This window comes from Segnochrobactrum spirostomi (assembly GCF_009600605.1).
GTDB classification, from domain to species: Bacteria; Pseudomonadota; Alphaproteobacteria; order Rhizobiales; family Segnochrobactraceae; genus Segnochrobactrum; species Segnochrobactrum spirostomi.
Genome location: NZ_VWNA01000003.1, coordinates 594622 through 619365, shown reverse-complemented (window position 1 = coordinate 619365; position 24744 = coordinate 594622). Strand labels below are relative to the sequence as shown.

The 24744-nt window shown below is 67.7% G+C and carries 20 protein-coding genes; 9 read left to right on the top strand and 11 right to left on the bottom strand.

Annotated elements, in window-relative coordinates; translation table 11 throughout:
* Positions 1-108 precede the first annotated feature (108 nt).
* The 3 genes from F0357_RS22930 to F0357_RS24275 all read right to left on the bottom strand — a co-directional run bounded on the left by F0357_RS22930 (position 109) and on the right by F0357_RS24275 (position 3488).
* Entirely contained in the window at positions 109-1134 is a 1026-nt protein-coding gene (locus tag F0357_RS22930) for a sugar ABC transporter substrate-binding protein (protein ID WP_246161863.1), read from the bottom strand.
* A gap of 186 nt (positions 1135-1320) precedes the next feature.
* A complete protein-coding gene (locus tag F0357_RS22925) occupies positions 1321-2319 on the bottom strand; it encodes an ABC transporter permease (protein WP_153490779.1) in 999 nt (332 codons plus the stop codon).
* A gap of 224 nt (positions 2320-2543) precedes the next feature.
* Complete coding sequence (locus F0357_RS24275) at positions 2544-3488, bottom strand: LysR family transcriptional regulator (protein WP_208948557.1); 945 nt, start codon at positions 3486-3488, stop codon at positions 2544-2546.
* A gap of 462 nt (positions 3489-3950) precedes the next feature.
* On the opposite strand from F0357_RS24275, the gene F0357_RS22915 reads away from it, so the two are divergent.
* From F0357_RS22915 to F0357_RS22905, 3 genes are all read left to right on the top strand, one after another.
* On the top strand, positions 3951-7082 hold the full coding sequence (locus F0357_RS22915; RefSeq protein WP_208948556.1) for an autotransporter outer membrane beta-barrel domain-containing protein: 3132 nt from the start codon (positions 3951-3953) through the stop codon (positions 7080-7082).
* A 324-nt stretch (positions 7083-7406) separates the two neighbouring features.
* A complete protein-coding gene (katG, locus tag F0357_RS22910; protein WP_153490770.1) occupies positions 7407-9584 on the top strand; it encodes a catalase/peroxidase HPI in 2178 nt (725 codons plus the stop codon).
* A 277-nt stretch (positions 9585-9861) separates the two neighbouring features.
* The gene (locus F0357_RS22905) at positions 9862-10884 is read left to right on the top strand and encodes an LLM class flavin-dependent oxidoreductase (protein WP_153490760.1); all 1023 of its coding nucleotides are present in this window, start codon (positions 9862-9864) and stop codon (positions 10882-10884) included.
* 31 nt (positions 10885-10915) lie between these two features.
* On the opposite strand, the gene F0357_RS22900 is transcribed toward F0357_RS22905, so the two are convergent.
* On the bottom strand, positions 10916-11647 hold the full coding sequence (locus F0357_RS22900) for an SDR family oxidoreductase (RefSeq protein ID WP_153490756.1): 732 nt from the start codon (positions 11645-11647) through the stop codon (positions 10916-10918).
* Positions 11648-11795: 148 nt separating this feature from the next.
* Here F0357_RS22900 and F0357_RS22895 point away from each other — a divergent pair, with 148 nt between their 5' ends.
* Positions 11796-12515, top strand: coding sequence for a TetR/AcrR family transcriptional regulator (locus F0357_RS22895; RefSeq protein WP_153490752.1), 720 nt, complete (start codon positions 11796-11798; stop codon positions 12513-12515).
* Here F0357_RS22895 and F0357_RS22890 read toward each other — a convergent pair.
* The 5 genes from F0357_RS22890 to F0357_RS22870 all read right to left on the bottom strand — a co-directional run bounded on the left by F0357_RS22890 (position 12488) and on the right by F0357_RS22870 (position 18192).
* On the bottom strand, positions 12488-13414 hold the full coding sequence (locus tag F0357_RS22890) for an SMP-30/gluconolactonase/LRE family protein (RefSeq protein WP_246161862.1): 927 nt from the start codon (positions 13412-13414) through the stop codon (positions 12488-12490). The genes F0357_RS22895 and F0357_RS22890 overlap by 28 nt on opposite strands.
* 69 nt (positions 13415-13483) lie before the next feature.
* Positions 13484-14440: an ABC transporter permease gene (locus F0357_RS22885; protein WP_153490747.1), complete on the bottom strand. Its 957-nt coding sequence runs from the start codon at positions 14438-14440 to the stop codon at positions 13484-13486.
* A gap of 80 nt (positions 14441-14520) precedes the next feature.
* Positions 14521-15486 carry an ABC transporter permease gene (locus F0357_RS22880; RefSeq protein WP_153490743.1) on the bottom strand — a complete coding sequence of 322 codons (966 nt, stop codon included), beginning with the start codon at positions 15484-15486 and terminating at the stop codon, positions 14521-14523.
* Entirely contained in the window at positions 15483-16991 is a 1509-nt protein-coding gene (locus F0357_RS22875) for a sugar ABC transporter ATP-binding protein (protein ID WP_153490739.1), read from the bottom strand. The genes F0357_RS22880 and F0357_RS22875 overlap by 4 nt, the downstream gene beginning before the upstream one ends.
* A 187-nt stretch (positions 16992-17178) precedes the next feature.
* Positions 17179-18192 carry an ABC transporter substrate-binding protein gene (locus tag F0357_RS22870; protein ID WP_153490729.1) on the bottom strand — a complete coding sequence of 338 codons (1014 nt, stop codon included), beginning with the start codon at positions 18190-18192 and terminating at the stop codon, positions 17179-17181.
* 338 nt (positions 18193-18530) lie between these two features.
* Between F0357_RS22870 and F0357_RS22865 the strand changes: the two genes are divergently transcribed.
* A complete protein-coding gene (locus F0357_RS22865) occupies positions 18531-19793 on the top strand; it encodes a GAF domain-containing sensor histidine kinase (protein ID WP_153490726.1) in 1263 nt (420 codons plus the stop codon).
* 32 nt (positions 19794-19825) lie between these two features.
* The gene (locus F0357_RS22860) at positions 19826-20554 is read left to right on the top strand and encodes a response regulator transcription factor (protein ID WP_153490722.1); all 729 of its coding nucleotides are present in this window, start codon (positions 19826-19828) and stop codon (positions 20552-20554) included.
* Positions 20555-20595: 41 nt separating this feature from the next.
* On the opposite strand, the gene F0357_RS22855 is transcribed toward F0357_RS22860, so the two are convergent.
* Complete coding sequence (locus F0357_RS22855; RefSeq protein ID WP_153490718.1) at positions 20596-21021, bottom strand: hypothetical protein; 426 nt, start codon at positions 21019-21021, stop codon at positions 20596-20598.
* 10 nt (positions 21022-21031) lie between these two features.
* Positions 21032-22051, bottom strand: coding sequence for an NADP-dependent oxidoreductase (locus tag F0357_RS22850; protein WP_153490714.1), 1020 nt, complete (start codon positions 22049-22051; stop codon positions 21032-21034).
* Between the two features lie 178 nt (positions 22052-22229).
* Between F0357_RS22850 and F0357_RS22845 the strand changes: the two genes are divergently transcribed.
* The 3 genes from F0357_RS22845 to F0357_RS22835 all read left to right on the top strand — a co-directional run bounded on the left by F0357_RS22845 (position 22230) and on the right by F0357_RS22835 (position 24657).
* A complete protein-coding gene (locus tag F0357_RS22845) occupies positions 22230-23111 on the top strand; it encodes a LysR family transcriptional regulator (RefSeq protein ID WP_153490710.1) in 882 nt (293 codons plus the stop codon).
* A gap of 145 nt (positions 23112-23256) precedes the next feature.
* Positions 23257-23649 carry a Rid family detoxifying hydrolase gene (locus F0357_RS22840; RefSeq protein ID WP_153490706.1) on the top strand — a complete coding sequence of 131 codons (393 nt, stop codon included), beginning with the start codon at positions 23257-23259 and terminating at the stop codon, positions 23647-23649.
* 27 nt (positions 23650-23676) lie between these two features.
* Positions 23677-24657 (top strand): D-2-hydroxyacid dehydrogenase, encoded by a 981-nt coding sequence (locus tag F0357_RS22835; protein WP_153490703.1) that lies wholly within the window; start codon positions 23677-23679, stop codon positions 24655-24657.
* The last annotated feature ends 87 nt before the right edge of the window (positions 24658-24744 follow it).

Below are 24744 nucleotides of genomic sequence, written 5' to 3'. Positions count from 1 at the left end.
CCGGCCCTCGGGCCGCGGGATGGGCGCGGCGCGCCGGGGAGCGCACCGCAGGCTCGGAAGATGGTGGGAGGAATGCGGAGGGGGAGCGCGTCCCCCTCCGCATCCGCCTTATTTCGCGGCAGCCTGATCGGCCTGGATGGTCTTCAGGCTCCAGCAGGTCGACGGCGTCACGTCGGCCTTCGTGGTCGCCTTCTCCAGCGTGTAGATCCAGGTGGTCGCCTGGCCCGGCTTGAGGCCGCTCTGGAGCAGGAACTTGATGAGCGCGACGATGTCGCGTGACTGGTTCTGCACCTCGGTCATGACCACGGCGCCGAAGGTGCCGTCCTCGAGCAGCTTGCAATCGGCTTCTTCGCCGCCGCCGGTGGTGACGAGGAAGACCTTGCCCTGGAGCCCGGCGTCGCGGATCGCGGCGGCGGTGCCCTGCGCGGTGTTGTCCCAGAAATCGATGATGCCGCAGACGTCCTTGTTCTGCTGCAACAACGTCGTGGCGACGTTGCGGGCCGTCGTGGCGTCCCAGTTCGAATCCGGCGCGCCGACCACCTTGAAGTCCGGATTCTTGGCGAGAACCTTCTGGATGCCGGCATATTGGTCGAGGCTCGAGGCGTTGACCTGATCGCCCTGGATGAGGCCGATCTTCTTCGACGAGTTCGGGCCGCAGCCCTTGATCACCGCTTCCGCTTCGAGCTGGCCGAGGCGATCCCAATCGGAGCCGACGAAGGCGTCGGTCGGGAAGTTCGAGCGGTTGTCGATCTGGATGACGAAGATGCCGGCCTGCTGCGCCTTGCGGAACAGCTTCACGTAGGACTGCAGATCCGGCACGTGGACGATCAGCACGTCCGGCTTTTCGGAGGAGTTGATGAGGTCGGTGATCGCCTGGGCGCCGGCCTCGATGCTCCAGTTCGGATCGCGCGTCTCGAAGGTGCCGCCGAAGCCGCGCACTTCCTTGCCGATATAATAGGACCAGCCCTGGGCGAGGTCGAAGCCCATCGCCATCGGCACGAGCGCCACGCGCTTGCCGGCGAGCGCCTTCGAATAGGCGGCTGGGCCCGGGTCGCCGGTCTGGGTGGCGTCCTGCGCCTTGACCGGCAACGCGCCGATCACGAGAGCCGCCGCGGCGGCCGTCACGAGCTTCATCAAGCTTTTCATCGATCCCTCACGTTCCTTGAACACCGTCCGCAAGCGGAGGCGGTGCGCGATCATGACCGGTGCGTGCCGGCCTCCAGAAGCGACGCCGTTTCTTCGATCGACCGCGGCGGAACATCTCCACTGCGGTTGTTTCGCCCTTCGGGGCAAATCGTTCGCCGCGGGCAGCCCGCGGCCTCAGATGTCGCCCTGCTGCGCGGTCTGCTCGTCGCGCGGGTTGAGGCGGCTATCGACGATGATCGCGGCGAGCAAAATCGTCGCCTTGATCAGGTTCTGGTAGATGTTCGGCAGGTCCAGGATCGTCATGCCGTTCAGCATGATGCCGATCAGAAGGGCGCCGACGACGACGTTGCGCATGCCGCCCTTGCCGCCCGATAGGCCGATGCCGCCGATCACCACGACGAGGATGACGTCGTAGAGCAGCGTCGAATTGACGATGCGGGTGTTGATGCTCTGGAGGCCGGCCGCGGTGACCAAGCCGGCGAGCCAGGCGAGCAGCGCGCTCACCACATATTGGATCACCACCATCGGCCGGACCGGGATGCCCATCGTGCGGGCGGCGACATAATTGTCGCCCATCAGGTAGACGAAGCGGCCAGGCTTGGTGAAGCGCAGCGCCAGGAAAACGACGAGGACGGCGAGGGCGAAGAACACGACCTCGATCGGCAGCGTGGCGACCCGCGCCTGGCCGAGCGCGAGCAGAATATCGGCCGTCTTCGGCACGTAGACGACGTCCTGGGTGATGAGCTGCGAGCGCACGAATCCGAACACGAAGCTGCCCGAGGCGAGCGTCGCGAAGATCGCCGGCACGTCGCCATAGGCAATCAGGATGCCGTTGACGGTGCCGAGCACGATGACGGCGAGGCAGACGGCGCCCATCGCCGCCGGCGTCGACCAGCCGTGGTTCATCAGTTCGAGCTGCCAGGCGGTCGCCATCGCCATCACGGCGATCATCGAGAGGTCGATGCCGCGGCCGATGACGACGATGCCCATGCCGACGGCGAGGATACCGAGCACCGCCACGCTGCGGACGATGGCGACGAGATTGCTCGGCGTCACGAAACCGTTGAGGAAGATCGAATATCCGAGGAAGAGAAGCACGGCGAAGCCGAGCACGATGTGCTCCTGGCCGATCCGCCTGGTGCCGATCTTCCCGGTGCCGAGACCGATGCGCATAGACGCGCCCCCGATTGGTTTCGGACGACGGACCGAACGCCGCGTCTGTCCGACAAGGGTGCCGCCCCACCGCGCCCGAGCCGTCGCCGCCGTCCGATCCTCGAATGATCCGGGAAGGCTAGGCCAGCGGTAGACAATGCGTCCAATGAGTATTTTTCATCGCTTTCGATGCGGAATCCGCATGGAAGCGATGCTCATGGGGCGGTCCGATCCCGCTGCGCCGCTCACCCGCCGACCGACCGCAGCAGCGTCGGACGCGCCGCCGCGCGGTCGCCGTCTTCCTCTGCGCGGATGTGCGCGCCGAGCGCTTCGACGAAGCGTCGGCCGAAATCGGGGAGGGGATTGCGCCGGCTCCAGGTGGCGGAGACCTCGAAATCGAGCAGGCGGCCGTTGAAGGCGAGGGGCCGCACGGCGAGCCCTGGCCGGCGCACCCGCGCGCTCGACGGCACCACCGCGATGCCGAGCCCCGCTTCCGCCAGCGAAAACAGGGTGTGGGGCGAACTGCTTTCGAGCCCGATCACCGGCTTCAGGCCGGCGAGCCGGCAGGCGGCATCGAACATCTCCCGCGAGGCATGGCGGCGATTGAGGATCAGCAGCGGATGGGCGCTCACCTCGCTCGCCTCGACCGGATGCGGCGAAGGATCGAGCAGCGGATGCGCGCCGACCGCAAGCGTGGTGAGCCGCCCCAGGCGGACGAAGTCGAGACCGCTGTCGCCGTTCCGAGCCTGGGCGTTGACGACCAAGTGGAGCTCGCCCTCGCCGAGCATGGTGTCGAGCTCGGCCCCGCCGGCTTCGTGCAGGCGGATCTCGACGGTCGGATTGGCGAGCCGCCACTCCGCGAGGAAGGCGGGGAAATAGCGTTCGATGAGCTGCGAGCAGGCGCCGACCCGCAGTACGCCGGCATCGCCGACCCGGATGCCGTCGACATAAGCGCGCAGTCCCTGACCGGCGGCGACGAGATCGTGCGCTTTGGCGATCAGAGCCTCGCCGGCCTTCGAGAGCCTGAGCTTCCGTCCCGCCCGATCGAACAGCCCGACCCCGAGATCGTCCTCGAGCGCCTTGATCTGTCGCGACAGGGTCGATTGGGTGATGTGCAGCTTGGCGGCCGCCGCGGTCATGTTGCCGAGCTCGGCCGTCATCACGAAGCTGTTCAGCAACCGCAGGTCCATGGGACCCTCCTGGTGGACGGCGAAACCCGGATGCTGCGCCGGATCACCGAGGTCTGACAAGGCTTGTTTAGGGGTGGCGCGCCGGTGACACGGCACCGACGGCGATGATATCCCAACGAGCAGCAGCGGGATCCGATTGTTCGGGACCGCCGCACGGGCGCGGGCGACCGGGGGAGGTGGGCCGCGTTCGATGGATTGAAGTGGCGCGATACAGCGCCCGGTCTTGGGGGCGGGGTGATTTTTCATGTTTTCGCGGATCGGCGGCTGGCTTGGGGCTTCGCGACGCCGTCGATCGTAGTCCGCCGGAGAGCCGGGCGGTTGACCGCCTTCGCCGTATTGGCGTTGGTCGCAGTGCTTCCTGCGCGAGCGCAGACTTGGTCGAATTATAACGGCTATTCGCAATCCTACACGGTCCCCTATGCCTTTGGCGGTTCCGCTTCGAACGGTGCTGTCGGCGTTGAGGTGAACGTTGGCACTTATTCCGGCGCGGTGCAGCTCGACACGGGTTCCCGCGGATTCTGGATGAATGCCAAATATGCACCGCCTGATTATAAGAGCGGTGTTCCTGGATACGTATTCTATTGGAGCAGCGGGCGCGCCAATCTCGGATATTGGTATCCGATCCAGGTCACGCTCACGAATGCGGTCGCCCAGGGCGGCGCCACCACGACGGCGACGGCGACCGTGCACGTTCTGTTCGTCGATCAGGTCCAATGCCTCTCGGGCTCCTGGCCGAATGCGTGCTCCTCCCCGGGGCAGCCGCAGCCCATCTCCGACAGCGCCCTGGGAATGATGGGGATCGGCTTCGATCGGACAGGGCATGGCACGGGGTATGGAACCGACGTTGTCAGTCCGACCGGGCCCGGAACGTCCGACAATCTCCAGATCGTCAACCCGTTCCTGAACCTCTCCGACATGCAGGCCGGCACGATGCGGTCGGGCTATATCCTCTCGCAGAACGGGATCACGCTCGGCCTCACCACGCAGAATACCGCGAGCGGCTCGAACGGCAGTTCATCGCCCTACGCCTATGCGAAGCTCATTCCGACGGGCACGCCGTCCGTGCAGGGGGCGCCGACCGACTGGCAGGTGATGACCGGCTCGGTCGGCGTTGGCGGGCAGACCTACCAGAGTCAGCAGGCCGTGGTGGACATCGGCATTCCGAACGCCCTGCTCACCACGAACAACAACGCCGCATTGCCCGGCCAGGTTTCGAACGGCAATCTCGTCTACCTCTCGAGTGCGAGCGGAACGATGCAGATCAACCTCCTCGGTTTGCCGGGATTGGTTGGTTACACGTTCAACGTCACCGATCCGACGACCGTGCCGCTCTCGAACACGACCGTCACCCCCATCAACGTCGCAGTGTCGCCTCCTCAGGACGTGTGGTGGACCGGGGAATCGCCCGATACGCTGATCAATACCGGCATCTACGCCCTCAACGCGTTCAATTACCTCTATGACGCGACCGGCGGCTATATCGGGCTTCAGCTCAACGGCACGTCCGGCGCGTCGAGCGCCTTCTTCCAGCCGGTGATCTCGGCGATCGGCACGCTCTCGCTCTCGAACCAGTTCTATACCGACCTGCCGGTCTATCTGCGCGGCGACAGCATCATCGACACGCCGAACACCGCCGTCTTCGCGGCCGACATTTGGGGCCCGGGCGGCCTTACGATCACGGGCGGCGGCGATGTGACCCTCGCCGGTGCCAACACGTACGAGGGCGGCACGATCGTCCAATCGGGCACGCTGAATCTGACGGGCGCGCTCGCGGGAAGCGTCGCCGTCCAGTCGGGCGGGACCTTCGTCAACACCGGCAATTATGTCGGCGCTCTGTCAGACGGCGGAACGGTGACCAATGCCGGCAACATGGTCTCGGGCGTTTCGGTGCTGTCCGGCGCCACCTTCTCGAACGCGGGCACGCTGATCGGACAGGTGCTGAATGCGGGCACGACCAATAACACCGGCGAGATCGTCGGCAACGTCGCGACGACCGGCACCTTCGTCAACGACGGTACGGTGACCGGGCAGGTGATCGACGCCGGTCTCCTCTCTGGCAACGGGACCGTGGGCGCCCTCAGCGTGATCTCGGGCGGCGTCGTATCGCCCGGCCATTCGATCGGCACCGTGACGGTCGTCGGGCCTCTCGCCTTCGGACCCGGCAGCACCTATGTCGCCGAGCTCGGCGCGAGCGGGAGCAGCGATCTGATCTCGGTCGGCGGCGCGACGGCCATCGATGGCGGCGTGCTCGATCTCGCCGCGGGCAACGGATTCTACCCGCAACTTGGGGCGAGCTACACGGTGCTGCAATCGGCCGGCGGCATCTCCGGCGGCTTCACCATGGGCAGCGCCACGGCCGCGCTTCTCGGCACCACGACGTCCGTGTACCCCTTCGTCGCCGCGCAGCTCGAACCATCGGCCAGCGCGATCGGTGTCGGCCTCGTCCGCAGCACCGTCCCGTTCGCGAGCCTTGCGCCCACGGCAAATCAGCGCGCCGTCGCCGTCGCCGCCGATACGCTCTCTGCCGGCAATCCGCTGACGGTCGACCTCGCCGCCCTGCCCGGCAGCGCCGCCGCCGCGGCGTTCCAAAACCTTTCCGGCGAGGTCTACGCCTCGACCCAGAGCGCGCTCCTCGACGAGGCGAGCTATGTGCGCGGGGCGATGCAGCGCCGGCTGCGCCAGGCGGAAGCCGGGTCGACGACGTCCGAACCCGGACCCCAAGTGGCGGGCTTCGGCAGCGCGCTCACGATGTGGAGCGAGGCCTATGGCGGCTGGGCCAACTTCAACGGCACGAACGGCGTCTCGGGCCTCGATGCTTCGCTCGGCGGCTTCGCCGGCGGCGTCGACGGCGAATGGGCGGGCTGGCGGGCCGGTCTCGCCGTCGGTTACTCGCAAACGACGCTCGATGCCGACGGGGTCTCCTCGTCGGGCAATTCCGACAATTACGACGTCGGCCTCTATGCCGGTCGTCGCTTCGCCACCAAGGGGCCGGGCGACATCGCGGTCAATCTCGGCGCCGCGTATTCGTGGCACGACATCTCGATGACGCGCACAATTGGCCTGCCAGATGGCAGCCAGGCCCTCAGCGCGGACTATGACGGCTGGACCGGGCAGGTTTTCGGCGAGGTCGGTTATGCGATGGTCCAACGGGTCGCCGGCCTCGACACAACGGTGGAGCCTTATGTCGGCGTGGCGTGGCAGCGCCTTTCGACGAGCGGATTCACCGAGAGCGGCGGCACCGCGGCTCTCGCCGGCCAGTCCGAGACGTTCGAGAATCTCGGTTCGAGCTTGGGCGTGCGTGGTTCGGTGAGCTTTCCCCAGGCGACGGGCGGGGCACCGCTCGTTCTGTCGGCCGGTCTCGCCTGGCTGCACGCCTATGGTGACATCTCGCCCGATCAGACGCTGAGCTTCGCCTCGGGCTCGTCCGCCTTCACGGTGAGCGGCGTGCCGCTCGCCCGCGACGCCGCCGTGCTCGACCTCGGCGTCGCCATCAAGGCGACGGAGGCCATGGAGATCGGCGTCTCCTATCGGGGCGAGCTCGCATCGGACTTCAACGCGAACGCCATCAAAGGCACGCTGCGCTGGGCGTTCTGAGCCGGCGACGGGGCGGCGGCCGGACCGGCTCGCCGCCTCCCAACGAGGAGCGATAAGTTTACCTTATCGCGACAATCACTAAATCGAAATTAATCTAATGAAGGAGATTTGCTATGAGCGTTGCCGGGAGGGCGGTGGCATCGTTCGATGCCCGGCGTCTCTCGGCAACCCGCTCCGCCGCGACCGTGTCGGAGCGCGAAGGCCGGGTGCCGCCGACGGGCCGACATCGGTCTGTCAGCTCACCGTGCCATGGATCGCGTGACCAGCATCCGTCGGTTCACTCAACCCGTCGCGCAACGAACGAAGCCTGGATCGGAGAACAAAATGAACGCGAAGACTGACGTGACCACGGGCAAATGCCCGGTCGTGCACGGCTCCACCGGCACCCAGAACACGGATTGGTGGCCCAGCCAGCTGCGGGTCGATCTGCTCAACCAGCATTCCTCGAAGTCCGATCCGTTGGATCAGACGTTCGATTATCGCGAAGAGTTCCAGAAGCTCGACTACGAGGCGCTAAAGAACGATCTGCGCATCCTGATGACGGATTCGCAGGATTGGTGGCCGGCCGATTTCGGCAACTATGGCCCGCAGTTCATCCGCATGTCGTGGCACGCCGCGGGCACCTATCGCCTCGCCGACGGGCGCGGTGGCGCCGGCCGTGGTCAGCAGCGTTTCGCGCCGCTCAATTCCTGGCCCGACAACGTCAACATCGACAAGTCGCGCCGCCTGCTGTGGCCGATCAAGCAGAAATACGGCCAGCAGATCTCGTGGGCCGATCTCCTGATCCTCACCGGCAACGTCGCGCTCGAAACCATGGGGTTCCGCACCTTCGGCTTCGCCGCCGGCCGCGAGGACACCTGGGAGCCGGACCAGGACATCAACTGGGGCGTCGAGGGCGAATGGCTCGCCCACCGGCAGCTCGAGAAGTTTTCGAGCCCTCTCGGCGCCACCGAGATGGGCCTCATCTACGTCAATCCGGAAGGCCCGAACGCGAGCGGCGATCCGCTCGAGGCGGCGGCCTATATCCGTGAGACCTTCGCCCGCATGGCGATGAACGACGAGGAGACCGTCGCGCTGATCGCCGGCGGCCACACCTTCGGCAAGACCCACGGCGCGTCCACCACCGATCATGTCGGCGCGGTGCCGGAGGCGGCCGGTCTCGAAGCCCAGGGCCTCGGCTGGCTCAGCAATTACGGCTCGGGCGCGGGCGGCGACACCATCTCGAGCGGCATCGAGGTGACGTGGACCCAGCACCCCACGATGTGGACCAACCTCTTCTTCGAGAACCTGTTCAAGTTCGAGTGGGTGCAGACCCGCAGCCCCGCCGGCGCCATCCAATGGGAAGCCAAGGACGCGCCGGAAGACATCCCGCTCGCCCAGGACTCGACCCGCAAGCAGAAGCCGCGCATGCTGACGACGGACCTGTCGCTGCGCTTCGACCCGATCTACGAGAAGATCTCGCGCCGCTTCCTCGAGAACCCGCAGGCGTTCGCCGACGCGTTCGCCCGGGCCTGGTTCAAGCTGACCCACCGCGACCTCGGCCCCCGTGCCCGCTATCTCGGCCCAGAAGTGCCGCAGGAAGTGCTGATCTGGCAGGACCCGGTGCCGCCGGTGGATCACCCGCTGGTCGACGCGGCCGACATCGCCGCGCTCAAGGCGAAGATCGCGGCCGCGGGCCTCACCGTGTCCGAACTCGTCGGCACGGCGTGGGCGTCGGCGTCGACGTTCCGCGGCGGTGACAAGCGCGGCGGCGCCAACGGGGCGCGCATCCGCCTCGCCCCGCAGAAGGACTGGGAAGTCAACCAGCCGCTTCAGTTGCAGAAGGTGCTTCAGGTCCTCGAAGGGGTCCGGACGGCGTTCAACGCCGGCTTGGCCGGCGGCAAGGCGATCTCGCTCGCCGATCTCATCGTGCTCGCCGGCGGCGTCGGCGTGGAGCAGGCGGCGAAGGCGGCCGGTCACGACATCACCGTGCCGTTCACACCGGGCCGCACGGACGCCACGCAGGAGAACACCGACGTCCATGCCTTCGAGGTGATGGAGCCCCTCGCGGACGGCTTCCGCAACTATCAGAAGCCGACGCTGCCGATGGCGGCCGAGGCGGCGCTGATCGACAAGGCTCAGCTCCTCACCCTGACCGCGCCGGAGCTGACGGTGCTGATCGGCGGCCTCCGCGCGATCAACATCAATGTCGGCGGGGCGACCCACGGCGTGCTCACCGACCGCGCCGGCGCGTTGACGAACGACTTCTTCGTCAACCTGCTGGACATGAGCACCCAGTGGAAGCCGGCGGGCGGCTCCAACGAGCTGTACGAAGGCCGCGACCGCAAGTCGGGCGAACTCAAGTGGACCGGCACCCGCGTCGATCTGGTGTTCGGCTCGAACTCGGTGCTGCGCGCGCTTGCCGAGGTCTATGCGAGCGCCGACGCCAACGAGAAGTTCGTGAAGGACTTCGTCGCGACCTGGACCAAGGTCATGAACCTCGATCGCTTCGACCTCCTCTGATCCCACGATCTCCGGCCGCCGCCCTGGAAAAGGGGCGGCGGCCGGGCACCTCCCGCTTTGATAAAAATTATTTGAATCAATTTATTAAGAGCTAAATTTCGCGTATCGCGCGAGGGTCGTTTCCCACGCGCAGGGACTGAGATTGTCAGCGGCCCTTTCTCGTGAGGGCCCCGCCATTGTGCGCTTCCGCGGAACGGCGCGTACACGCGAGCGCGAATGGCGGCGCGCGGCGTTTGCGCCTAACGTCCCCGGCACATCAGCCAGTACCGGGTGACCTTTGAAAAAGATCGGCTTCCTCTCGTTCGGCCATTGGGCCCCGTCGCCCCGCTCCGGGACCCGCTCTGCCGCCGACGCACTTCTGCAATCGATCGACCTCGCGGTCGCCGCCGAAGAGCTCGGAGCGGACGGCGCCTATTTCCGCGTCCACCACTTCGCCCGACAGCTCGCCTCGCCCTTTCCGCTGCTCGCCGCGGTCGGCGCCAAGACGCGCACCATCGAGATCGGCACCGCCGTCATCGACATGCGCTACGAGAACCCGTTCTACATGCTGGAGGACGCCGGCTCGGCGGACCTGATCTCCGGCGGGCGGCTCCAGCTCGGCATCAGCCGCGGCTCGCCCGAGCAGGTGATCGACGGCTGGCGCTATTTCGGCTACGCGCCGGCGGACGGCCAGGACGACGCCGACATGGGCCGGCGCCACGCCGAAGTCTTCCTCGAACTGCTCAAGGGCGAGGGTTTCGCCCAGCCCAATCCGCGCCCGATGTTCCCGAACCCGCCGGGTCTCCTGCGCCTCGAGCCGCATGCGGACGGCCTGCGCGAGCGCATCTGGTGGGGCGCGTCGTCGAACGCGACCGCGATCTGGGCGGCCGAGCACGGCATGAACCTGCAGAGCTCGACCCTGAAGACCGACGAGACCGGTCAGCCCTTCCACATCCAGCAGGCCGAGCAGATCCGCGCCTACCGCGCGGCGTGGCAGGCGGCGGGGCATGAGCGCACCCCGCGCGTCTCGGTCAGCCGCAGCATCTTCGCCCTGACGAACGACCTCGACCGCGCCTATTTCGGCCGCGACGGCGAGGATGCCGATCAGGTCGGCTACATCGACGACAAGACCCGGGCGATCTTCGGCCGCTCCTACGCCGCCGAGCCGGACAAGCTCGTCGAGCAATTGCGGGCGGACGAGGCGATCACGGAAGCCGACACGCTGCTTCTTACCGTGCCCAACCAGCTCGGCGTCGAATACAACGCCCACGTCATCGAGGCGATCCTGACCCACGTCGCCCCCGCGCTCGGCTGGCGCTGAGCGGGGCGTCGGCGCGGGCCGTGGCGTTGCGTCACCAGGGCGTTGGACCGTCCGGCCCCACGAACCGGCCGGACGGCCCGTCCGCGCCGAGCAGGGCGTAATGGACGGGCAGCTTCGCGCCCTCTTCGGCGGTCATGTAGCCCGTGTGCCCCGTCAGGTCGGTCTTCACGTATCCGGGGCTGACGGAGTTCACGACGATCGGCGTGCCGCGGAGTTCCTCGGCGAGTTGCACCGTCAGCATGTTGAGCGCCGCCTTCGAAGCGTTGTAGCCGATCAGGCGGGCGGCGTAGTACGGCGACGTTGGATCACCGTTCAGCGTCAGCGAGCCAAGCGAGCTGGACAGATTGACGATGCGGCCCGTCGGCGATCGGCGTAGCAGCGGCAACATCGCCTGGGTCACCGCAAGCGTGCCGACGACGTTGGTGTCGAGGATGCGGCGGACCGCGTCCGGCGCCGACGCGCTCGGCGCCCCGTCCGCAGGATCGACGATCCCGGCATTGTTGACGAGAATGTCGAGCTTGCCGTTTTCGGCGTCGATCGCCGCCGCGGCGGCTGCGATGCTCGTCGGGTCGTTGAGATCGAGCGGCACGGATTGCGTCGCGAGCCCCTGCGCCGCGAGACGATCGACGGCAGTCCGCGCCCGCCCGGCGTCGCGTGCGCCGAGGATCACGCGAACGCCGGCGACCGCCAGTTGGCGGGCGATCTCGAACCCGATGCCTTTGTTCGCGCCGGTGACGAGGGCGATCCTATCGATGTCTGTCATGGGGAAATCCTTCGTTGAATGGCCGGCGCACGCCATGGGCCGCCCGTCATGTCGGGGCGGCGCCCTGGTATCGATGCCTGCGATGTCTGGTCTGCCGTGTCGGATGGCGTCTAAGATATGAAGGATCGTTCGGTTTTGGGATTCGCCTATGGCGCCCGTTCGCCCCATCCTCCTGGAGCCACGGAAACGGCCGCGTCAGGCCCGCGCGGCGGCGACCGTGGACGCGATTTTCGAGGCGACCATTCAGGTTTTACTCGCCGTCGGGCCGAACCGGCTGACGACGACGCGGGTCGCCGAGAGGGCGGGGGTATCGGTCGGCAGCCTCTACCAATATTTCCCGCACAAGCAGGCGCTGTTCTATGCCCTGAACGAGCGGTATCTCGATATCGTCGCCGGCAAGATCGAGGCCGCCTGTCGCGCCGCGCACGCCGCCTCGATCGAGAGAATGGTCGAGGATCTCGTTACAACCTATTGGGAAGCCAAGACTGAGCGGGCCGATGTCACCCGAGCCCTCTACCGTTCCGTCGTGGAGATCGACAACGCGCCGCTGATCGAAGCTTTCAGCCGTCGCGTGGATGCGGCGACGACGGTGATGTTTGCCAGCAGTCCTGATGCCGTCTTCGACGATCTGGAAACCGTCAATCTCACCCTGCTGACCGCCATCTTCGGCACCGTCCGCAGCGTGTTCGAACGCGACTTGCCCGTCGGCGAGGCCGCCGCCGTGCACCGCCAACTGGTTCTGATGTGCCGCGCTTATCTCAATGCCGTCCGTTGCGACGATCGCAGCGCCGGCGAGGGGGCCGTCCCACGGTGCGGTGCTGATCCATCGACGCTTGGCGCTCACACCGCCCCCTGGATGCCGACATAGACGGCATAGAGCGACGTCGTGGCGGTGATGAACAGGCGGTTCCGCTTCGGCCCGCCGAAGGTCAGGTTGGCGACGGTTTCCGGCACGCGAACCTTGCCGAGGAGCGTGCCGTCCGGCGCGTAGACGTGGACGCCGTCGGCGGCGCTGGTCCAGACGTTGCCGGCGACATCGACCCTGAGGCCGTCGGGCTGGCCGGGCTCGATGACGGCGAAGATGCGGCCGTTGGAGAGCTGCTGCCCGTCGACGACGTCGAACGCCCGGATGTGGTGGCCGCTGCCGCCGTCGTGGCTGCGGCTCGAATCCGCGACATAGAGCACGCGCTCGTCGGGCGAGAAGGCGAGCCCGTTCGGCTGCTCGAAATCGTCGACCATGATCGCGAGGCCGCCGGTGGCCGGATCGATCCGGTAGACGTTCCGGGTCGGCTGTTCCTGCGCGCCGGGAAAGCCCTCGTAGTGCCCCATGATCCCGTAGGTCGGATCTGAGAACCAGATCGACCCGTCCAAGCGCACGACTACGTCGTTCGGCGCGTTGAGCGGACGTCCCTCGTAGGCATCGGCGAGGACGGCGATGCGGCCGTCATGGTCGGTCCGGGTCACGCGGCGCCGGCCGTGCTCGCAGGTGACGAGGCGGCCCTGGCGGTCCCGCGTGTTGCCGTTCGAATGGTCGGACGGGCTGCGGAAGAGGCTGACGCCCGTTGCGGCGTCCCAGCGCAGCATGCGGTTTTCGGGGATGTCGCTCCAGACAAGGCATGCGTGATCGCCGAACCAGACCGGCCCCTCGGCCCAACGGCACCCGGAATAGAGCACGTCCATATGGGTGTTCGGCAGCGCGAGCGCGCGGAAACGCGGATCGACGACCTCGAACGGGTCTCGAACGATGAGGGGGCGGCCGTCGGACAAGCGTTCATGGCGAAGCTACGCGTCGGGAGGAAGGATTGGTGGGCGCGGGTCGGTCGGTGCGGGGCGGCGTCAGCCGCGCCCCGTCTTGCGGCTGCCCGCGAGGGTGATCGCGGCGATGATGATGAGGCCGGTAAGGACGAGGCGGGGACCGGAGCCGACGCCGAAGGTGTTGAGCATCGTCACCAGGAGATAGAGGAACAGAGCCGCCCCCCAGAGGCCGGCGACGTTCGAGAAGCCGCCCGCGACCGAGGTGCCGCCGATCACCACGACGGCGATCGAGGCGAGCAGATATTCCTCGCCCATGTTGAGCGAGGCGCCACCGGAGAAGCCCGCGAGCATCGCGCCGCAGAAGCCGGCGAGGGTGGCCGAGAGCACGTAGGTTGCGAAGCGCACCGCATCGACGCGCACCCCGGCGAGCCGCGCCGCTCGGATGTTCTGGCCGATGGCCGTGACCGAGCGGCCGAACACCGTGCGGTGCAGGACGACCGCCATGACGACGCAGACGACGACGGTGGCGACGGCGATCAGCGGAACGCCCGCGAGTTTGCCGGTCGCGAAGTCGGCGAAGATCGGCGGCGGCTTGATGTTGAGCCCGCGGCCATAGGCGATCGCCGTCGATTGGACGAGGAAGCTGCCGGACAGGGTGGCGATGATCGGCGGGATCGAGAGCAGGCGGATCAAGGCATAATTGAAGCAGCCGACCGCGACGCCGGTCGCCAGCGCCGCCGCGATCCCCGGCAGCATCAGGGCGTTGGAGCCCGCCATCACCTTCATCGCCACGGCGCCGGCGAGCGCGATCGTCGAGGGGATCGAGAGATCCACATTGCCCGGCCCCATGGTGATGACGAACATCTGGCCGAGGCCGGCGATCACGTAGAAGGCGGCGAAGGTCGCTGCCGTCCCGGCGATCTGGCCGGCGCCGACGCCGGCGGTGAAGGCCGTCGTCGCGAGGAAGATCACCAGGGCGGCGACGAAGGAGAGAATCCAAGGCGAGCGCTGGGCGAAGGCGGCGAGACGGGTGCGCATGTCCGGGAGTAGTTCCGTGGCCGGGCGAGCATAGCCCGCCGGCCGGCTGCCGGTCCGCCGGGCCGCGGGGGGATGGAGCGTCACGGGCGCGCCCCTTCGAGCCGGTTCGCCACGGCGCGCAAGGCCAGCACGACGATCAGGATCGCTCCCTGGGCGCCGATCTGCCAATCCGGCGAAATCCGCATGAACGACAGGAACGAGCCGGCGAGGGTGAGCGTCATGGCGCCGATGACGGCGCCGATCGGCGAGACCCGGCCACCGACGAACTCGCCGCCGCCGAGGATCACCCCGGCGATCGAGAGCAGTGTGTAGCGCAGCGCGATGTTGGCATCCGCCGAGGTGGTGAGCCCGACCAGCGAGAGGCCGCTGAGCACGCCGAAGAAGCCGGCGAGGGCGAACATCGTGACCTTCGCCCGCAGAAGCGACCAGCCGGCGCGGGCGATCGCCGCCGGATTTCCGCCTGCCCCACGCAGCACGGCCCCGGCGGCCGAGCGCATCAGGCCGAGGTGCACGACCAAGGCGAGCACGATGCCGGCGATGATGGCGAACGGCACGAGCGGAGTCTTGAGCTTCATGACGAAGCGCAGCCAGTCCGGCGCCGAGCCGCCGGGCGTCGGCAGCACCATCACCGAGGCGCCGAGCCAGACGAACGACATGCCGAGGGTGACGACGATGGACGGCAGGTTGCGCACCTGGATCAGCGCGCCGATCCCGGCATAGACGGCAATCGCGCCGATCAGGATCGCGATCCCGAGGAGCGGCTCGTCGTGGAGCACCGTCGCGGCGATGCAGGCGACGAAGCTCACGAAGCTGCCGATCGAGAGGTCGAGGTCGTTGACCGTGATGACGCAGAGTTGGGCGATGGTCGCGAAGGCGATCGGCAGCGCCAGGTTCAGCATCAGGTTGAAGCCGAAATAGCTGATGGCGTTCGGCCGGATGATCGCGATCGCCGCGATCAAAATGAGGAGCGAGGCGATCGGCAGGAGCGAGCGCAGCGCCGGCAGGCGGAGCGGCGCGGAGGGCAGAGGACCGGCGTGCCCGCTCATGCGGCGGCCTCCTCGAAGGAGGATTGCAAAACCCGCTCTTCGCTGAGCTCGCTGCGGGGGAGGTCGGCGACGAGAACTCCGGTGCGGAACACGTAGACGTGGTCGCAGTGTTCGAGTTCCTCGAACTCGGTCGTGTACCAGAGGAAGGTGCGGCCGCGGGCGGCCTCCTCCTTGATGGTCCGATAGACCTCCTCCTTGGTGCCGATATCGACGCCGCGCATCGGGTCGTCCATCAGGATCACGTCCGCATCGGAGGCGAGGGCGCGGGCGAACAGCGCCTTCTGCTGGTTGCCGCCGGACAGCGTCAGGATGCCGTTGTCCATGTCCGGCGTGCGGATCGCCATCCGCTCCTTCCAGCGGCTCTCCATCGCCCGCTCGGCCTTCGCGTCGATGAGGCCGAAGCGGCGCATTGCGCCGAGCGAGCGGATGGTGACGTTGCGCCCGATCGACCAGAGCGGAAAGACGCCGTCGGTCTGGCGGTCGCCGGCGACGAAGGCGACCTTGCCGGCGACGCTGGCGAACCGGGTGCGGCGGCCGGCGGCATCGTGGATCAGAACCAGCATCGACGTCTGGCCGTGGCCGGCGAGACCGCCGAGGCCGATGATCTCGCCCTTGCGCGCGACGAGGCTGCGCCCGTTGCGCTGGCGTGGCGGGTTCGCCTCGACGACCACCGGGCCGTTCCGCTCCGTCTTGGCCGGTGCCGGGTCATGGCGTGCGGCCGGCTGCGCCGGACCGCCCGTTGCGCGCGTGACGTCGTCAATGATGGTGCCCATGGCGGCGACCAGGCTTTCCCGGGTGTAGTCCCGGGCCGGCTTCGCCTCCACCACGGCGCCGTCCTTCATGACCACGATGCGGTCGGTCGTGGTGAGGATTTCGCCGAGGATGTGGGAGATCAGGATGACGCTGCACCCCTCCGCCGTCATGCGCCGGACATGATCGAGCAGTTGGCGGGCGACCACCTGGTCGAGGGACGAGGTCGGCTCGTCGAGGATGATGAGATCGAGACGGCCGGTCGAGACGGCGAAGGTTGAGGCAATCTCCACCATCTGGCGCCGCCCCAAGGTGAGGTCGCCGACGAGGTCGGACGGTCGGATGCCGTGGCCTGGAAAGATGCGATCGAGTTCGCCGACAATGAGCGCCGCGGCCCGGCGGCGCCAGCCGGGACCCTTGAGCGAGGGATGGCGGATGCGCGCATTCTCGGCGACCGTGAGGTTCGGGCAGAGCGAGAGCTCCTGGAACACGCAGCGAATGCCCCAGCCCTGGGCGTCCTGCACGCCGTAGCCCGGGACCGGCTCGCGCTCGCCGACCGTGATCGCGCCGGTGTCCGGCTTCAGCGTCCCGGCGAGGACCTGCATCAGCGTGGACTTGCCCGCACCGTTGTGGCCGACGAGGCCGACGCATTCGCCGCGATCGATCGCGAGATCGACGCCGCGCAGCGCCATCACGGCCCCGAACGACTTGGCGATCCCGGCGAGCCGGATGAGAGCGGAGTGCGGTTCACCCATCCGTCATGCCTCCCGGAGGAATGGGCACTTCGCCCTCCGACTGCGACGATACGAGAGATTCGAACGGTGCCGGAAAAGGCGGACCCGCGCCGCGAGGCTCGGGTCCGCAGTCTTCCGGGAGGAACGGAGCCCGGGGCGACCGCCGGCCGAAGCCAGTGGTGGCGCCCGCGAAGGGCCCGCGACCGGCTCAGTTCGTGCTGCCGATCACGTTCTGGGCGTCTTCGAGGGTGTATTCGACGTTGGCGACGCCGCCGGCCGGTGTGGTCTTGAGGGCCGCGTCGAGGTCCGCCTGGTTGATCTGCAGGAACGGCACCGTCAGATCCTTCGGCACCGTCTTGCCGTCGAGGATCTGCTGGGCGACCCAGAAGGCCAAGGTGGAGACGCCCGGCGCGATCGAGACCGACATCGTCTCGTAACCGTTGGCGTCGCGCTGCTCCTTCCACCATTGCAGCTCGTCCTGGCGGTTGCCGAGGATAATGAGCGGGGTCGGACGGCCGGCGGCCTTGAAGGCTTCCGCCGCGCCGTAGCCGTCGCCGCCCTGGGTGACGACGCCGACGATCGGCGGCAGGCTCGGCAGCACGCCGGCCACGGCCTTCTGCGCCACCGTCTGGGTCCAGTCGCCCTGCACCGAGGAGGCGATCGAGAAGTTCGGGTGCGCCTTCACGCCCGCTTCGATGCCGGCGTGGATCTCCTCGTCGACCGAGGTGCCGGGCAGGCCGCGGATTTCGAGGAGCTTGCCGCCGTCGGGCAGCCGCTTGCCGAGATAATCGAGCTGGATCGCGCCCATGCGGCGGAAATCGACGGCGACGCGCCAGGCGCACGGCTCGGTGACGATGCCGTCGAACGAGACGACGATGACGCCGGCATCGCAGGCTTCCTTGACCGCACCGTTGAGGGCGGTCGGGGAGGCGGCGTTGATGACGATGGCGTTGTAGCCTTGCAGCACCAGGTTCTGGATCTGGGCGGCCTGCTCGGTCGCCTGGTTCTCGCCGGTCGTGAAGGGATCGGCCGCAGCGACGATTCCGGCCTTCACCGCTTCGGAGGTGACCTTCTGCCAGCTCTGCAGCATCGCCTGCCGCCAGGAATTGCCGGCATAATTGTTGGAGAGCGCAATGCGCTTGTCCGCGGTGCCCGCCTGCGCACCCTGAGCTGCGAGCAGCGACAGAACGGCCACTGAGGCCAGAATCGAAGCCTTCCTCATCGTCGTGGTTTCCTTCCCTGTGATCGTCCCCGTTCGGGATCGATTTTCGTTGTTGGTCGCCGCCCGCGATCGGGTCGCCGTCCGCTGCACCTCGTGAGGGTGCTTGATTGCCAGATTGACAACTCGAAGGCGCGGCGTCAGCGGCGGTCAGCGCACGAAAGCTGCGGCCGCCCGCGTCGATCTTGCGGGTTCCCGCAAGCCAGGATGGTCCCGGCTGGCTGACGATGCTACGTGTCGGCGCAACAAGACGCCGCCCCGCAGTGGCGCACGTCCCGCGCCGCGGTGCGGGACAAGGCCGCGATCCGCGGCCGGGAGGAACGAGGGCGGAGGATATGGCGATGGTCGAGCGCCCGTCGATCAGGCCCGAGGACATGCTCAGCCACGTCCTCGCGATTTCGCGCGCCATCGCCGGCCAAACGGAATTTCAGCCGGTCATCCACGCCGTCTCCCGCGAGATCGCCCAGATCCTCCCCCACGACCATCTCGACGTGTGCATTCTCGTGGTCGATCAGGAGGTGGTGGCGGCCTACGAGACGGGGCTGCACACCCGCTGGGGCGCTTGGCACGAGCATCCGGTCGCCGCCCGCTTCAGCCCGATCCGCTCGGTCTTGTGGGGCGAGGTGCCGTTCATCCTGACCGAAGATGCCTTGACCGACGAGCGCTTCCAGTTCGAGGGGGCGTTCAACCATCCGATCTTCGACGAGCGGCTGCGTTCCCGTCTCCATGTGCCGCTCCGGGTCCAGGGTACGGTGTTCGGCGCGCTGTCGGCCTCGACGCATGTCGCGGGCTTCTACACGCTCTCCGACATCGGCGTCGCTCAGCACGTCGCCGACCTGCTCGCGCCCTATTTTCACGCCCTTCGCATCAGCGAGCAGGCGCACCGCTCCGCCGTGATCGAGGCCGAGGCGCGGGCCCGCGAGGAGGGGCTGCGCGAGAGCGCCCAGAAGCTCACCGAGGCGCTCGAGCGCGAGCGCCAGCGCATCGGCATGGACCTCCACGACGAGACGCTCGCCGACCTGACGCGGCTCGCCCGTCGGCTCGAGCAGCTCGGCGACCGCGGACATGTCTCAGGCGAGGCGATCAAGACGGTGGCGGGCGAGCTCCAAAGCTCGATCCGCGGCCTCCGGCGGATCATCGACGACGCAAGGCCGAACGTGCTGCAATTGTTCGGCTTCGTCGAAGGGATCGAGAACCTGCTCGAAAACAGCGTGCGCGACGCCGGCCTCGCGATCGCGACCGGCATCCGCGACACGACCGGCGGCCGCATCGACCGGCTCGCCGAGCCGCTCAAGGTCGCCCTGTTCCGCATCGTCCAGGAGGCGGTCAACAACGCGGTTCACCATGGCCGTCCGTCGGAGATCAAGGTGGAGCTCTCGCTCGTCGCCGACCACATCCGCATCGCCGTGATCGACAACGGCATCGGCCTGTCGGACGCGGTCGGCAAACGGGTCAGTGGCATCAACAACATGCGCACCCGCGCCCGGCTCGTGTCGGCCGCCTTCAGCATCGAACAGAACCATCGCGGCGGAACCACTGTCGTCGTCGATCTGCCCGCGGGCGCCGCGCCCCTGGCGCAGGTGTCGCAGGCGGCGAGCGCGTGATCGCGGGCGAGGCCGGGAGGGAAGGACAATCGATGAAGGTTCTGATCGTCGAGGACGATTCCGTGCACCGCTCCTACCTCAAGGAGGCGATCGAGGCGGCCCTGCCGGAATGCGAGATGGTGCTCGAGGCCGCGCACGGCCATGACGGCGAACGGCTCTCCCGCGAACACCATTGCCTGCACCTCGTCATGGATCTCCAGATGCCGCGCCGCACCGGCGTCGAGGCGGCGCGGGTGATCTGGAGCGAGCGGCCGGAGACGGCGATCCTGTTCTGGTCGAACTATGCTGACGAAGCCTATGTGCGCGGCGTCTCCCGCATCGTGCCGGAGGGGGCCGCCTACGGCTACATCCTGAAATCGGCGTCGGAGGATCGCCTGCGCCTCGCGTTGCGCTCGATCTTCATCGAGAACCAGTGCGTCATCGATCGCGAGATCCGCACCGTCCAGCAGAAGGCGTCCGACCGCTCCCAGGGCGTCACCGACGAGGAATACGAGGTGCTGTTCGATCTGGCCCTCGGCCTCACCGATCGCGCCATCGCCCGGCGGCGCAATCTCTCCCTGCGCAGCGTGCAGAACCGCCTGCAGCAGCTCTACGACAAGCTCGGCGTCTACGAATCCGTCGCCGATCAGGCGGACGAAATCTTCAACCTGCGCACCCGCGCCTTGTGCATCGCGCTCCTGCGCAAGCTCGTCAATCGCACCGCCCTGGAACAGGCCGAACTCGAGCTCGCCCAATGGCTGGCGCGCCAGGGCCGGCACTGAGGCGGCGGCCAGACCCGATTTGCCTGGCGCGGTCGGTCCGGCTACGCGGTTCGCTCGACGATCGCGTCGTGCAGGGCGGCGCCGAACCATGTGCCAAAGCGGGCGATGTCCCCCGTGACGCGCAGGTCGCCGCCGTCGAGCAGGCGACCCAAGGTCTCCGGATAGCGCGGGTCGCTCGCGGACAGCAGGTTCAGGGCGCGGGCGCCCGCCGCGCTCACCTCGATCTCGATATCGGCCGGCTCCGCCGGCAAGGCGCCGATGCGGTAGGTCGGCCGGCCGGCGACGATATCGAAGCGAAGGCCCTGAACGAGCCCGTCGGAGAGGGCCTCACCGTCACTGTAGCGCTCGACGAGCGAGACCGTGAGGTCCGGTGAGAGGCCCGCGTTCCTTGCGGCCTCGCACATCACGGTGCCGACCATGTGGAACCACGGGAGCGTTCCGTGTGGGATCTTCGAGGCCGTGCTCATGCTCGATCCTTCAGCGAACCGTCAGGACGATCTTGCCTTGGACATGCCCGCGCTCGGCCCGCTCGTGGGCAGCGCGCGCGTCGGCGAGGGGAAATGTGCTGTCGATGGCGACCCGGATCGTTCCGTCTTCGAGCAGGCGTCCGACCTCCGCCAACTGCGCCCCGCTCGAGCGAACCTGCGTCGCCGAGACCGTGACGCCGCGTTCCGTCGCCGCGTCCCAGTCGGAGAAGCCCAAGGGAAAGATCGGGAACAGCGCACCGCCGCGCTTCAGCGTGCGCAGGAACCGCGCCGTGCTCGGACCGCCGACGGCGTCGACCACGAGATCGACATTCTGAACAACATCTTCGGGTGTAACTTTCTTGTAATCGATGAACTCGTCTGCCCCGAGGCCGTGGAGGAAATCCTCGTGACGGCTGGAGGCGACGGCGATGACGCGGGCACCCTTCCACTTGGCGATCTGCACGATGAAATGACAGACCCCGCCCGCCGCGCCGTTGACGAGAACGGTCTTGCCGGCAAGCGGCACCGGCTCGTGCCGCTTCGGCATCACCGGGTTCGGTTCGTCGTGGCCGAGATCGATCAGGAACTGCCACGCCGTCAGCAGCGACATCGGCGCCGCGGCCGCGTGCACGTGATCGATGCCGGCGGGCTTCGGCGCGAGCTCCGAGGCCGGCACGGCGACATAGTCGGCATAGGCCTGACTGCCGCCGAACACGCCGCTCGGAAAACGGACCATGGAATAGACCGCCTCGCCGGCAGAGAAGCCTTGGACGTCGTCGGCCACCGCCTCGACGATGCCCGAAATGTCGGTGCCGACGATGATGGGGAAGCGGCCTTCCGGCCGCCATTCTGGCGGAAGGGTGCGATAGCCTTCGCGCAGGTACCAGTCGGGCGGATTGATCCCGACCGCGTGGGTCCTCACCAGCACCTCGCCCGCCTTCAGGGCGGGCATCGGCGCGTCTTCGTAGACCAGCACCTCGGGACCACCGAACGCGTGGAGCCGGACCGCCTTCATCATTTCTCGAACCATTGCCTCAACCTTCGTCTGGCGGGAACGGGCCGCTTCTCGTGCCGCCCCGTGCCCTCTGCGTTTCAGATGGGGAGGGCGCGGCGCGCCGGAACCCGACAGAAATCGCTCAGCCTATGCAAATTTGAATAGCCCGCGGGCCGTGCTAGGAAGGTGGTGCGGAACGCCGGAGGCCCTGCCCTTGCTCGATTGGACGCTGCTGCGCTCGTTCCTCGCCGTCGTCGAGACCGGCTCGCTGTCGGCGGCCGCCGCAACGGTCGGCCAATCGCAACCGACCCTCAGCCGGCACATCCGCGAGCTCGAGGCGACCCTCGGCGTGATCCTCTTCACCCGCTCCGCAAGCGGCCTCGAACCGACCGCGGCCGCGCAGGGGCTGATCGACGATGCGCGGGCGATGGGCGCGGCCGCCGATGCGCTCGCCCTCAAGGCGCGCGGACGGTCGCAAGCGTTGAGCGGAACGGTCCGCATCACGGCCTCCGTGATGGTCGCGAACATCTGGTTGCCGCCGATCCTGGCCGACTTGCGCCGAGCCGAACCGAACATCCAGATCGAGATCGTCGCGACGGACCTCACGCAAAGTCTGCTCCGGCGCGATGCCGACATCGCGATCCGGATGGTCGACCCGGTGGAGCGGGCCCTCGTCGCACGCAAGCTCGGCGAGGCGGCGGTCGGCCTGTACGGAACGCGGGATTATTTCGCCCGGCGCGGCCGTGTCGCCGCGATGCAGGATCTGCTCGCCCATGACGTCATCGGGTTCGATCGCAGCGAAACGATCCTGGATCTCTACGCGGCGCACGGCCACCCCGTGACCCGCGAGGCGTTTCCGATCCGGTGCGACGACCAGATGGTAGGCTGGCACCTGATGCTCGCCGGCGCGGGCCTCGGCTTCGCCCAGGCCCTCCTCGCCGATCGCTTCCCGGTCCTCGAACGGGTGCCGCTCGATCTGCTGCCGCCGATGCCGGTCTGGCTCGTGCTGCACGAGGAGGTCCGCGCCAACCCTCGCATCCGCCGCGTCGCCGACGTCCTCGCCGCCGCCATCACCAAGCTGCTGCGCGCGGGGTGAGGGGGCCGGCGAGCGGGCCTGTCTGGCGCCGAACGCGCCGTTCCGCTCAATTGATGAGCATGCTCAAAAAAGCGCACCTTAATCATTGACGCGGCCGAAAATCGTATACGATACTACGATCGTCACCAACGGCTGGGCGTCTTCGATGCGCGTCGCGATTCCTCATCCAGGCACCACCGTCGCCGACCGCCCCATGGGACCGGCGCCGCTCTCCGCCGCCTTGAAGGTGCGCGATATGGTGTTCGTTTCGGGCCAAGTCGCCATCGATCCGCTGACCGGGGCGGTCGTCGGCGACGATGTCGCTCGGCAGACGCGCCAGGTTCTTCAGAACATAAAGGGACTGGTCGAGGCCGCGGGGCTGACGATGGCGCACGTCGTCAAGGTGGGGATATTCCTAACCCGCCTCGAAGACTTCGCGGCCATGAATGCCGTCTACAGCGAATTCTTCGCGGCGCCGTTTCCGGCCCGCGCCACCGTCGGCGTCAGCCTCAACGATCCCCGGCTTCTGATCGAGATGGATGCGATCGCCGTCGCCTGAGGGCCGGCGGTGACGCAGGGAACGACAATGCACATTCACATCGAGACCCAACCCGGCGATCTTCTCATCACGGCGGAAGCTCTCACCGAGCGGCTTGCCCTGGCCGGCTTTGGCGATGACCTCGCTGCCGGCCGTCTGTCGGTCAGCCAGAACGCGGAACCCGCGCGGTTTCCCGACAGCATCGGGGCCGCGGATGTTCTGATTGCGGGTCGGCTCCTCGACATCGCCGCCGCGAAGGCCGTGAGCCCGGCGCTGCGATGGGTCCAGACGATCGCGGCGGGTGTGGAGCGCTTTCTGCCCGGCCTGCCGGCCGATGTGCAGCTTACCAATGCATCCGGCGTGCACGGCGCGAAGGGCGGGGAGTTCGTACTCGCCGCGGTCCTGACGCTGAATTATGCGATCCCCGGTTTCGTCGACGACAAGGCGGCACGACGGTGGGCGCCGAGTTTCGGTGCACCGGTCGCAGGCAAAAGCTGCGTTCTTCTCGGCGTCGGCGGGATCGGCGCCGCGGCGGCGTCCGCGCTGCGCCAGCGTGGTGTGCGCGTGACCGGCGTCACTCGCAGCGGCACGGCAGAAGCCGAGCTCGACGACATGGTGCCGGTCGACCGCCTGGATACGGTTCTCCCGCACGCCGATTTCGTCGTCTCGACTCTGCCGCTCACCCCCGAGACGGCGGGGCTGATGGGGCGGAGTCGCCTCGAAAGCCTGAAGCCCGGATGCGGCGTGGTCGTGGTTGGGCGGGCCGATGTGTTCGATTACACGGCGCTCGCTGACCTCCTGACGCAGGGCCGTCTCGGCGGCGCCGTGCTCGACGTCTTCCCTGTCGAGCCATTGCCCCCCGCGCACCCACTCTGGGACTGTCCCCGTCTGATCATCACCCCTCATTGCAGCGTGGACGACCACACGATCTACGTCCCGCGGTGCCTCGACATCTTCGCCGACAATCTCGGCCGTCTTCTCGCCGGCCGGCCGCTCGCCAACCTGGTCGACCGGGCGCGCGGCTACTGATCCTGCTCCACCGCGAGCGGCTTCGTCTTCGCGGACAACGGCGTCACAGCCGGCCGCGGATGGACCGGCATTTCAAGTCCGGTCCCA